Below are 11,923 nucleotides of genomic sequence, written 5' to 3'. Positions count from 1 at the left end.
CGCTGTAAATAAGATGCCCCTCAGAGGAGGGGCAGAAAAATTAGAACCGCAGGCGGAATCCGATATTAGCTGTTACCGGTGTTTCAATTTTTGAACCATTGAGATAATTCACTTCAGCAAAAATAGAAGTGTTACTGGCAACGGTGGCATCAATACCCACACCATATTTGCCGACATTACCGGAGAAATTGTTATCGAAGCCAATACTGTTAATGGCGACGGTATTCGTTTTGATAAACTCACGGGCAATAGCCAGTTTAACGTAAGGCTTGACTGCCATTTGATTGACGGTATAAGAAGCCGACAATATCGTGCCTAACTCACCTTGCACACTGTCTGCTTTCGCCACGTCCGCAGCCATTCCGTTACTGAGGGTATAATCTGCACTACCTATACGTGAATAACTCACTTTGCCATAGGGTTCCAGTACCAGGTTGTTATAAACAGGTAACTGATAGCCACTTTCTACCGAGGCGGTAAACGCATTCTGGCTGTATTCCGCCCGCGCGCTTTGCGTACTCAGTTCATTATTAAAACGGTTAGCTTTCAACACCGTATCAATATAAAGTCCGCTTTTATCCAGGTAGGTTAAGTAGAGGCCACCACTGTAACTGCGAATATCACCATTGGCACCCGCACTGTGAGTGGCTTTGACATCGGATGAACTGTAGCCGGTAAATGCCCCAATTAGCACATTACCCCGGTTCAATCCCAATTGTTTATCTGCCCCGATCTCCATACCGTTCAAGGTATTCTTGAAAGCGATGTTTTTATTGTCGGACAAGCGGCTATCATCGGTGAGATAACGCGCCCAAACGCCGACGGTGCCATCAGCATCGGTTTTCAACTCGCCCTGGCGCTGGCGTAAGGTACTTAATTCCGCATTCAGGATATGCCGTGGTGCTGCCGCCATATTCAACACACCTTGTGCCGCAGAACTGAGCACGGGAACCGCCGTGTTTGGCCTGTTCGGCGTTATGCCGGGGAGATCGGCTGCCTTGGTAGCCAAATACCAGTCAGTACTGCCATTGCTTTCCTGACTGTATAGCCCGTATTGGTAAACGCCTAAATCCACCACGCCGCCCGCATTAAGTAAACGGAACTGAGCATCGCCACGATTAATATGCACCAAGGCCAGGCTGTTGGCAGATTGCGGTTCTTTACCGCTGTCCTGAACGGTAATACCAAATTGGCCGGTCGCCTGCTGCGAGACCGTAATAAAATCACCGGCATTGCTGGCAAGTTGGGTAGTCATCGCAAAATTACCCTGACCAGACAGATTCTCTATCTCCAGCCGGTTAAATTGCCCGCCGGCAGAATAGGGCAGCAGGTTGATATCCCCCCCTTGCATCGTCACATTATTGATGCGGGTAACCAGCACCGGTCCCAAGACTTCAGGAGGAGAAACCGGCACCACACTTGCTCCTATCCAGGAAGGGCCAATGTCGACTAAGCCAGCCACATTGAGGTTCTCAATGGTGACATTGGCAGGCAGGGCGGGATTGTTGGTGGTCACATCGCTGGTATAGGTATCGTTATTGGTAATAAACAGTTCCGCCCCCGCCGCGATATTAAGATAACCTTTCGACTGGCTAATGAGTCCTAGATTCATATGACCGCCATTATTTATCTGGCTATCTGTCACGATCCCTGCGGTTTTAACCTCAAGCAACCCGCCCTGATTAACCACAGTACCGGTTGCAAAAGCATCGGTAACCTGTAACCAACCGCCATCACCCACGGTGGTATTATTGGCTGTACCGGCACTGCTCCCGTTGGTGATAGCAATTGCGACTCTCGTCATTATTCCATTATTGGTGGAGCCATAAACCCAGCCATTATTAATGACGCCACCGTTACGCACAATTTGTTCGCCACTATCGACGACTTCATTGTTGACGGTTATTCCCTCTACCATCGGTGTAAAAGCCAATACCTGAACAGGTAATGTAACCAAAGACAGACTAATTGCTCCAGCCAAAAATGTTTTGTCCATAAAACCTCAAAAAGATTAAACGTAATGTAATGATGTTATGTAACCCGTTGCAAAAAGAGAGGCTCTGTCCTTGGGACAGATTAAATATAATGTTTATCCGTGGTGATATGCCTTGGGAGGAAATACGCTGAGTCTCAAGAGTTATTTACTCTAGATAAAAGAATATTACCTTATATTTTTGCGCGATGAAGGTATCACATTTTCTCTTGGAACTATAATAGGATTAAAGCTGTTTTTTGATAGATGTGGCAAAGAATGAAGTGAGTTCCTATTGTGTGAGAATAGTCTTGATTGGGATCAAGAAAAGTCTTAAATAACATCAAAACTATTCTTGTAAATAACACCAGATCTATTACTGGTAGTGATGTGATGGGAAATAGTGGCGGGCGCTGTTGGTTGAATAATGAAATTAATTGCGGCTATATGGCCTTAATGGAATAACTATCTGAAGCAAAGTCATTTATTGGAAAGCAAAACCGAAGGTTATTGAAGTCGCAGGCAAGCGGTACACCGATTCTAATGAGCGTCATTTGAATAAGTGTCTGTAGCCCGCTGCGGCTTCAAGGATGGCGGATATTTAGGCTATTTCTGGATTCACCCATGAAGAACCTGATAACACGCCACCATCAATGGTAATCGCTTGCCCGGTCAAATAGGCCGAGGCAGACGAGCTTAAAAAGAGTACCGCGCCAATCAAATCATCTGGGTTACCTAAACGCCCTTGCGGAATAAAGTTCTGGAACCATTTTGAGCGATATTCGTCATCCCACAAGGGGCGTGTAAATTCGGTTTTAATAAAACCAGGTTCAATCGCATTAACTTGAATATTGTCACCCACCCATTCGCGTGCCATCGCCTTGGTTAATTGGCTGACGGCTGCTTTTGATGCGGCATAAACAGAGATCGTATTGAATGCATGTTTCGCGCTAAGTGAGCTGATATTAACGATTTTACCGCCACCCTGTTTCGCCATATAGGGTTGGACGGCTTGTGCCAAAAAGTAGACGCTACGTAAATTAATATCAATGATTGCATCAAAGTCTTCAGCAGTGACATCTTTGATAGGTTTTCTGCGATTGACACCGGCACTGGTGAGCAAGACATCAATCTGCCCCAGTTTGTCATACAGGGTATCGACCAACAGTCGGCAAGCCGCGACATCACTCAAATCAGCGGTAATCGATAAGGCATTGCCTCCTTCAGCTTCAATCGCTTCTTGCACCGGTTTGATTCGTGCGATGTCAATATCGTGTAATGCCACGGTAGCACCAGCATTTGCCAGCGCCTTACTCAGCACACTGCCAATCGCTCCGCCTGCCCCAGAAACCAGCACCACTTTGCCCTGTAAAGAAAACAACTTATCAATAATATTACTCATAGATACCTTCAGATAGTGGCCTGCTGACGCGACTGCCAGCATTGAAATAAAATGTTAAACGCCGTATTTCCACGGGAAGCTATAATTCAACGGCACGGGCGGGATCAATAATCCATTCACTCCAAGAACCTACATAGTGTTTGGCATCCCCCAGACCGGCATGCGCTACAGCCAACAGATTCTGTGCCGCAGTGACCCCAGATCCACAGTAAAATATTGTGTGCTCAATCGGCACATCCCCCAATAAGCGGGTGTAATGCTGGCGTAACTCTTGTGGTGAGCGAAATTGCCCATTGCTATCGAGCGTGTTCGCACGGTCAGCCAACCTGGCGCCAAGAATGTGACCACGAACGGGATCATGATAGACCCCCCCTCCATGGAATCCCTCTTGCGAGCGGGAATCAAATACCGCCCACTCAGGGTTCAGGCGAACGTTATCGACCTGCGTTACGTTCGCAATATAATCAGGGCGCTCTTGCGCAACGAAAGTGGCAAAAGCCGGTGTCGGGATCTCGATGGTGGTTGGGTAACCGGACTTAAGCCATAAAGGCCAGCCGCCATCCAATACCGCCACCGCATCATGTCCCAACCAGCGCAACATCCACCATGTTCGTGATGCAGCCATCAATCCCCCGCTTGCGTCATACACAATAACTTGGGTGTTGGGGCCAATTCCCCACTGAGACAGCGTTTTTGCAAACACATCAATTTGTGGCAGTGGTCGCCGGCCGGTATGCCCTGGAATGACGGTGCCAGATAAATCAGTGGCCAAATTTGCATAGTGAGCACCGGGGATGTGCCCCACCAAGTACTGACTTTGCCCCCAACTTTCATCATCCAGCGTGAAACGTGCATCCAAAATGACCCAATCGGTATCATGTAGATGTTCAGCTAATTCTTTGGCAGAAATTATTGTTTTGTATGTCATAAAACCCCCTGGTAAAAATAACGGGTCTGCGCTTATACCGGCAGGCCGGGTAGTGGAATATGTTCCGCAATCAACCCCTGCGTTCTTAAGGCATGCCAAAATGCTGTTGGAATAGGGTGCTGAAAACTCAATGAATTTTGCGTAACTTCAGCGAATCTGGCGGGGCCGTACAGCACACTGGTGACGGCACTGAATCCTAACGGAAATTGCAAGGCGGCGGCCGCGAGTGGCACCGCAAAGTCAGCCGCGACGGCTTGCAGTTTTTTGACTCTATCAGCAACAGAAACCGGTAATTTGCCATAGTCATAACGTGCGCCATCATGGATGCCGGTCGCCAAGACACCGGAGTTAAATACGCCGCCAATGACAATACCGGCCCCTTGTTGTTGCGCCCGCAATAGCTCGTCAGCGTAGATCTCTTGCTCCAGTAAGGTGTAGCGAGACGCTACCAGAAACACATCTAAGGGATAGCGATCCAGAAAGCGGTTAATCATACCCGGCTCATTAATTCCAGCCCCGAACGCGGCAATCTCACCGGCTGCTTTCAACTCTTCCAATGCCCTGAAACCGCCAGACTCCAGCTCTTTTAACTTGCCAAGTAACGCTTGCTCATGGGGGAAATAGCCAGTATCTAAGTCATGGATATATAAAATATCGACTTTATTGATCCCCAATCGCTGCAGGCTGTCTTCATACGAGCGCAAGATGCCGTCATAGGTGTAATCATGGACATGATCAAAGGCCAGGCCACCTTGCCAGGGTGCTGTTTGGAAGGTGTTACGCGCGCGAGGCGCTAGCAGGCGTCGGCCTACTTTGGTTGACAGCACATAATCGTCACGATGCTTTCTATACAGAAATCGCCCGGTTCTATGCTCTCCTTGGCCGCGCCCATACCAAGGTGCGGTGTCATATAAGCGGATACCACTATTCCATGCGGTTTCTAGCGTTGCTTGCGCATCCTGTTCAGTAATTTCTTCGAACAATTCGCCGAGTGGGCATGTTCCTACCCCAATGGTCGGTATTTGAAACCCTGATCTTCCCAGTGGCCGTGTATTTTCTAATCCCATCATTTCACCTCGCGATACTTAATCTCTCTCGGGCAGAACTTGCTGTGCAGTGGCCGCTGACAAATAGGCCGCCTCAAGCAAACCATAAGTTAATAAACTGTCCCGCCCCGACGTCTCCGGTTCGCGATTCTGGCGCAAACACTCAATAAAATGGCGTTGCGTATGCACCACGCTGTCCTGAATCTGTTTCCATGGCTCACTCGTCCATGAACGCGCGTCATGTTCGATCTTTTCTTGCCGGGACTCACCCTGGGTATGGAGGGTTAGCACCTGATCGGCGCCAATTAACAAGGTGCCTGCGGTACCTTCAATCTCGACCAATGTTTGTGGGAAGGGGTCTGGATAGCGTTGTGAGGCATAGCTGAAATCGAGCACCGTCGTTGCGCCATTCTCATGTGAGAGCAAGAGGGTGGCAGCATCTTCACCGGCAATACCCACCTTGATTTGCTGCGTGCGGCAAAACACCCCCTGAACCTCGCCAAATAGGAATCTCGCCAGATCCAATAAGTGGATCCCGACGTCCATGATCATGAAACGTTTAACTTTTATCAGATAAGGTTGGTTCGAATAGACATCAATGGCGGTTCGCCAGGAGAGCCGGCCAAAGGTTAATTCGCCCAATTCACCACGGTCGATAATCTTTTTGGCGGCCCTGAATACATTCTGAAAGCGAAAGTCCTCATGGACCATCAGCGGCACATTCGCGGCTTGCGCCATGGCAACCATCCGTCGGCATCCCGCAAGGTCGGGCGCAAACGGTTTTTGCACAATCACCGCAATATGGTGTGACACCGCAGTGCGAACCAAGGCTTCATGGGTTTCCATCGTGGTAGGAAGATCGACAAAATCTAATGTTTGTGCCGCCAACAGCGCATTAGCATCGTCGGTATAATGCGTGATGCCGAATTTCTCTGCCGCTGCTTTGGCTTTCTCAATATCCAGATCACATACCGCGACAATGTCGACATCTTCAATATCTTTCCAACCGGCCAGATGATTTTGGGCAAAAAAGCCACAGCCAATAACGGCCCCTTTCAGTTTTGAAGTCATTTATTTAATGGTCTCTGATAACTGATTCTTGCGATCGCATAGGCATCCAGACTGATGCCCTGACCAATATCCCGTGCCTCACTTGCCTGGCGGAATAGCTGTGGTGATAGTGCGGCCTGCTCACTGTGAGCAACATCCAGGATACGAACCTTTACAAGATCCACATCTGCCACCGTGACATTCACCGATTCACTGGCAAGATTGGCAATCAACAAGATGTTTTCACGGTTTTCCTGCCAGCCAATAACGGCCAGTTTTTCATTGCTTGATGTCACCTCAAGGCGCGGTTTACCACTGGCGGAAGCCAAATCAGCCACCACATGAAATAACGGATACACGCTACCTTCACTCTGTTCATCCCACCACTGACGGGCATAGCGCTGTTTAGTTGAAATCACGCCAAACGGCCCGGTCGGTGCCGCCAGCACCAAGCTATTAATGCCATATTTTGCGATTACGGCGGCGTAGCCAACATGCCACGCCGCAGCAAATAGGCCGCGCTGGCGAGGATCATTCGCGGCCAGCCCCACGCGGGCAGAATTCGGATTAGCGATCGGACCCTCGCCATATGGGTTTAACCGCGCGCCAATCCCAATCGGGCCAATGCGATATGGCACATTGCCAGCGATGTGCCGGGCGGAGCGAATGATGTGTGGCAATGACTGCAAGGTTTCTATTACTGAGGCATCATCCGCCGCATGAACGGTGGGTGTTGTCGCATGTGTAATAAAATCAAATGCACCAAGAGAAGGGCGCTTGCGGTTGAATTCAGTAAAGAATGCAGGGCTTCCGCCCCCTACCGGAATACCAGGGAAGGCGTTTTTAGCTTCAGCATAGATAGTGGTATCAGTGGGGGATGGTGGGCGAACTTCACCGGGCTGGAATGAGCGTTCATCCGTTTTGGCGAAAATAGCCACTGATACCGGCGAGATGCCAACATCTTGCAACAGTTTTGCTGCCTGTGCTATCTCCGGTGCCGGGTCATGGCTGGCGGTTAACAGTAATTCAACCGCTACCGGCAACTTCGTGCGGGAAGCCAGTTGGCTTGCGGCGGCGAGATGTTCAATATTGTGTGACGAGGAGGGGTCATAGCGCAGCAAAAAATGTAGCGGGCCAATATTGGCCAGTTGTGATGCATAAGCGATAGCCTGTGCACTCTCATCAGCAGACAGCCCCAAGCCAATGGCTGGCATGGATTGTTGGGTTAGCGCGCCAACATCCACGCGGGCAATGGGTGCCGCATCAATGACCGGTTTATCTGGTGATCGGTTGGTGTTGTCGCTGATATGAATGATGACTGATTGATGCAATACCTGCTCTGGTAGCAAGCGATAGGGATAAGGCAAACCAATCGGGCGGCTGTATATCTTAAAAGAGGCATCCGACCAATTGCGATGGTCTTCGGCTTCAAAAATATCACCATCAAATCGAGTGATAACGGAGAGATTCTCAATTGGCCGATGGGTAATTGCCCGAATATTGAATATAGGTTGCCCAGGGCTGATGGCATCAGGGATGGTTAAATCAGTACTTTCTCCCGCCGCATGTTCGACATGAACGGTGGTACCGGCAAACCCGACCAAGGGATACAGCACAACAAAACCGGTACGGTTGGTTTCAAAAGAGGTGTCGGCAGCAATACGGGCGCTGGCTGACAATGTTCCATCGCTACGGCCTGCAAAGTGGATATTGACCCTGAGTTGTTCGCTGCCATTAACGTAATGTGCCTGATAGTTCACTTCAAAGGCATCATCACTCTGATGAATATCCAACCCACTAATCTGCGGTTCTGGCGTTCCCCATCCCGGAGTGCGAACCAAGAAGGTCACCGCCCGCAAGATTTCTACGCCATGCCAGCGAATCCAACGTAAAGATCCATTGTCAAATTCAGCGGATAAAGAGGTTGCTGATAGCGTTTGTTTGGCCGCCTCGATGGCAGAGGTGCCGGTAAGGAAGACAGCTCTGCTCATCTTTTTTGCCTTTTGATGAAAATATCAAATGTCACGGCGGCAACAATAATGATGCCGATCAGCAACTGCTGTATGTATGGGGATATATTCAGAATGACCAGTCCGTTTAACAACACACCAATCAGCAGTGTGCCAATTACCGTTCCCCAAATACTGCCGGTTCCGCCATACAAACTAGTGCCACCAATAACTACCGCCGCTATCACATACAATTCATACTGGTTACCCGCCACGGCTTCTGCCGAATTCAGGCGCGCGGTGAGTAAAAAGCCGCCCAGCCCGGCGAATAATCCGGTTAGCGCATAAACACTGGTCACCACGCCTTTCACATTCAGGCCACATAAACGTGCCGCTTCAGGATTCGATCCAATGGCATAAATGGAGCGGCCATAGCGGGTATAGTGCAACGTGAGTGAGGCAATAATCGCGACCAGCGCAAAGACGATGACTGGCACCGGAACCGGGCCAACCATGCCACGCCCCCACCAACCAAAGGCTTCATCAACCCCACTGACCGGGCTGCCATTACTTATCATCAGCGTTAGCCCGCGAAATACGGTCAGCCCGCCCAAGGTCACGACAAAGGCGGGTACAGTCAGGCGGGCAATAATCAATCCTTGTAATGCGCCCGCTAGTCCGCCGGTGATAATTGCGGCCAATGCTGCCCATTGCCAGGCAATTTCCCGTCCATCAGAGAACAACATAAACTGGCCTTCAATACCGCCTTTGGCGACTACCGCGGCGACCATTCCCGATAAAGCGGCAATCGCCCCGACGGATAAATCAATGCCACGGGTCAGAATAATAAATGTCATTCCCACCGCGATAATGCCGTAGATAGAAACTTGCCTGACAATATTAAAAAGATTGATTGATGAGAGAAAACGCGGAGCCAATAACGTAAATAGCGCCATCAGCAACACAAGAAAAATAAGTGGGGCATAACGCGCCAGAAGAGCTTTCTTCTTATTGCTGTTTTGATTTTTAATCAGGATTGTCGAGCTCATAGTCATATCTCTAATCCAATAAATTAATTCACACTTGCGCAATAGGGCGCGTCATTAATTGCATAACGTTTTCTTCATTCGCTTCCTGTGCCGACAACTCCCCGGTCAATTGACCGGCGCGCAGAGTGAGAATACGGTCACTGACGGCAAGGACTTCAGGTAAATCCGAGGAAATCAGAATGATAGCGACACCCTTTGCCGCCATATCACGTAGCAACCGGTGGACATCCGCTTTTGCGGCAATATCGACGCCGCGCGTCGGCTCATCGACAATCAGCAGCGCCGGGTGCTGAGCCATCCAACGTGCCAGTACTACCTTTTGCTGATTGCCCCCTGATAAGGTGGCAATATTGGCCCCCAAACTGACGGCGCGCAGGTTTAGCTGTTTTTTAAAATCAAGAAAGGAAATCCGTTCACGTTGACGATCAATGACGTGGCGGGTCGTGCGTAAAGGGGAGTAGATAATCGCGAAATTCTCTTCCACCGTCAGCGACATAAACAAGGCTTGCTGCTTACGGTCTTCCGGCACCAGACCAATACCGGCAGCAATTGCATCACGGGGGGAGGCCGGGTGGTAGGCTTTGCCCTTAATACGTAATGTCCCGCTTCCTATTGGGTCTGCGCCAAATAACAGCCGGGCAATTTCAGTTCTTCCGGCCCCTACCAGCCCGGCAAAACCGACAATCTCACCCGCCCTGACCGTAAAGCTGACATTACGTACGGTGACACGTTCAGCTCCCGTCGCTGCACTCGACAGGTTTTCGACTTCCAGAATATTGCTACCTGTAATATGACTCGCATTGCGGTCGAACTGCGCTAAATCGCGCCCTACCATCAAACGGACCAGACTCTCAATAGAGACATCTTTGACGTCTCCTTCTCCGACCAGCAGACCATCTCTTAACACGCTGTAGGTTTGGCATAAGGCTTTAATTTCTTCAAGGCGGTGGCTGACGTAAATAACAGCCACTCCGCTTTTAGCAATGGTACGTACCACCTGTTGTAATTTATCCACTTCCGCTGGACTTAATGCCGCGGTTGGCTCATCCATAATAATTAATCGGGGCTTGGAGGTTAGCGCCCGCGCAATTTCAACTAACTGCTGTTCAGCAATGCTTAATTCAGCAATCTTGCGTAAGGGATTGATAGTCACGCCAAGTAATGCCAATACGTGGCGCGCATCTTTCACTATGGTGTTCCAACGGACAAAACCAAATCGATTCACCGGCAAATGTCCGGTGAAAATAGTTTCGGCCACCGTTAAATCAGGGAACAGGCTAAATTCCTGATGAATAGTTGTAATACCCGCCTTCCAGGCATCAAGTGGTTTATTAAATGAGGTCGTATGACCTTGCAAAATAATAGTGCCGCCATCAGGTTGGTGCACGCCACTTAATATATTAATTAGTGTTGATTTACCGGCCCCATTTTCGCCTAATAACGCTCTTATTTCCCCCGCCTGCAAAGAAAAAGAGACGTTATCAAGCACCGTCTGACCAAAAAATAATTTGGTCAGATTCCTGACACTAATATATTCATCTATTTCCCGATTGATTTCCGGAGAATCGGGTGGTGATGAGAGTGATAACATAGCGGACGACATTATTTTACGAGCCCGATTCGTTCTGCATCATTAAGATTTTTGCTGGTAATTGCGACAGGGCTAACCAAGACATCTGCTGTTGCCGGGCGAGCACCTGTACGGATGTAATCGGTCAGAATTTTTACTGCCTCTCGGCCTTGTTTCCCAGGGTACTGATCGATTGTCGCGGTGAGTACACCGTCTCGTACTGCCTTTAATGCATCAGTTGAACCATCGTAACCAAAGATAGCAATTTTGCCTTTTAAGCCTCGCGCTTCAACCGCTTGGGCGGCCCCTAACGCGCTGTCATCATTAGCTGCGACAATAACTGTTGGGGTCTCAGCCAGGCCAGTTAACAGATTTTCTGTAACAGATAAGCCCTGGTCACGGTTAAAGCGTGCAGTTTGCTCGGCGACAAATTTGTAAAGTTCAGGCTGCTTATCCAACGTGTCATGCACGCCCTTATTACGATCGTTTGCCGTTTTGTCGCCCGGAATGCCCTGTAAGTTAATAATAGTGGCTCCTTGAGGGAATAATTTTGCTACTGCTTCCCCTTGACGCTGTGCACCAATCAAATTATCTGCGGCTACATTGGCAATAACTTCGGGTACCCCATTTACCGGGCGGTCAATGGTGACCACGGAAATACCTTCTTTAATCGCATTACGTAATACGGGAGCCAGAGCGGTTGCATCGGCTGGGGCAATAATAATGCCATCAACCCCTTGAACAATTGCTGCTTCAATATCGGCAATTTGTTTAGGTGCGCTTAATTGGCCATCAGAGCGAATGATTTTTATATTACCTAATTTTTTAGCTTCATCTTCAAGTTGCTCTTGTAGAAAAACAAAATGAGGAAAACTGTATGTTAATGCTGAAACTAAAATCGTCACCGGAGCGTTTTTCCCTTTCGGCGCAGCATTGGCTGACAATGCAAAGGTGCTC

Annotated in this window: 9 protein-coding genes; all 9 read right to left on the bottom strand. The window is 49.2% G+C overall.

What is annotated here, in order from left to right:
* Positions 1-40 precede the first annotated feature (40 nt).
* On the bottom strand, positions 41-1,996 hold the full coding sequence (locus tag V1952_RS15670; RefSeq protein ID WP_420075082.1) for an autotransporter outer membrane beta-barrel domain-containing protein: 1,956 nt from the start codon (positions 1,994-1,996) through the stop codon (positions 41-43).
* 577 nt (positions 1,997-2,573) lie between these two features.
* Positions 2,574-3,374: an SDR family NAD(P)-dependent oxidoreductase gene (locus V1952_RS15665; RefSeq protein WP_420075081.1), complete on the bottom strand. Its 801-nt coding sequence runs from the start codon at positions 3,372-3,374 to the stop codon at positions 2,574-2,576.
* A gap of 79 nt (positions 3,375-3,453) precedes the next feature.
* A complete protein-coding gene (locus tag V1952_RS15660; RefSeq protein ID WP_420075080.1) occupies positions 3,454-4,302 on the bottom strand; it encodes a sulfurtransferase in 849 nt (282 codons plus the stop codon).
* Between the two features lie 32 nt (positions 4,303-4,334).
* Positions 4,335-5,369 (bottom strand): aldo/keto reductase, encoded by a 1,035-nt coding sequence (locus tag V1952_RS15655; protein WP_420075079.1) that lies wholly within the window; start codon positions 5,367-5,369, stop codon positions 4,335-4,337.
* 18 nt (positions 5,370-5,387) lie between these two features.
* Positions 5,388-6,419: a Gfo/Idh/MocA family protein gene (locus V1952_RS15650; protein WP_420075078.1), complete on the bottom strand. Its 1,032-nt coding sequence runs from the start codon at positions 6,417-6,419 to the stop codon at positions 5,388-5,390.
* Positions 6,416-8,389, bottom strand: a complete 1,974-nt coding sequence (locus V1952_RS15645; protein ID WP_420075077.1) for a hypothetical protein — start codon at positions 8,387-8,389, stop codon at positions 6,416-6,418. Before V1952_RS15645 ends, V1952_RS15650 begins: the two co-directional genes overlap by 4 nt.
* On the bottom strand, positions 8,386-9,396 hold the full coding sequence (locus tag V1952_RS15640) for an ABC transporter permease (protein WP_372558312.1): 1,011 nt from the start codon (positions 9,394-9,396) through the stop codon (positions 8,386-8,388). Before V1952_RS15640 ends, V1952_RS15645 begins: the two co-directional genes overlap by 4 nt.
* A gap of 28 nt (positions 9,397-9,424) precedes the next feature.
* Positions 9,425-10,999: a sugar ABC transporter ATP-binding protein gene (locus tag V1952_RS15635; protein WP_420075076.1), complete on the bottom strand. Its 1,575-nt coding sequence runs from the start codon at positions 10,997-10,999 to the stop codon at positions 9,425-9,427.
* A partial coding sequence (locus V1952_RS15630) for a substrate-binding domain-containing protein (protein ID WP_420075075.1) occupies positions 10,999-11,923 on the bottom strand: 925 nt, incomplete at its 5' end. The genes V1952_RS15630 and V1952_RS15635, both read right to left, overlap by 1 nt.

Origin of the sequence: Yersinia sp. 2542 StPb PI, from assembly GCF_048593855.1 — a bacterium.
Lineage (GTDB): Bacteria > Pseudomonadota > Gammaproteobacteria > Enterobacterales > Enterobacteriaceae > Yersinia > Yersinia enterocolitica_E.
The sequence above is the reverse complement of the archived record's forward strand: the minus strand, read 5'-3'. Positions and strand labels throughout refer to the sequence as shown.

What these genes read in the sequence shown, in the direction of transcription:
- V1952_RS15670 (WP_420075082.1), bottom strand. Translation starts at nt 1,996, where the DNA reads ATGGACAAAACATTTTTGGCTGGAGCAATTAGTCTGTCTTTGGTTACA.
- V1952_RS15665 (WP_420075081.1), bottom strand. Translation starts at nt 3,374, where the DNA reads ATGAGTAATATTATTGATAAGTTGTTTTCTTTACAGGGCAAAGTGGTG.
- V1952_RS15660 (WP_420075080.1), bottom strand. Translation starts at nt 4,302, where the DNA reads ATGACATACAAAACAATAATTTCTGCCAAAGAATTAGCTGAACATCTA.
- V1952_RS15655 (WP_420075079.1), bottom strand. Translation starts at nt 5,369, where the DNA reads ATGGGATTAGAAAATACACGGCCACTGGGAAGATCAGGGTTTCAAATA.
- V1952_RS15650 (WP_420075078.1), bottom strand. Translation starts at nt 6,419, where the DNA reads ATGACTTCAAAACTGAAAGGGGCCGTTATTGGCTGTGGCTTTTTTGCC.
- V1952_RS15645 (WP_420075077.1), bottom strand. Translation starts at nt 8,389, where the DNA reads ATGAGCAGAGCTGTCTTCCTTACCGGCACCTCTGCCATCGAGGCGGCC.
- V1952_RS15640 (WP_372558312.1), bottom strand. Translation starts at nt 9,396, where the DNA reads ATGAGCTCGACAATCCTGATTAAAAATCAAAACAGCAATAAGAAGAAA.
- V1952_RS15635 (WP_420075076.1), bottom strand. Translation starts at nt 10,999, where the DNA reads ATGTCGTCCGCTATGTTATCACTCTCATCACCACCCGATTCTCCGGAA.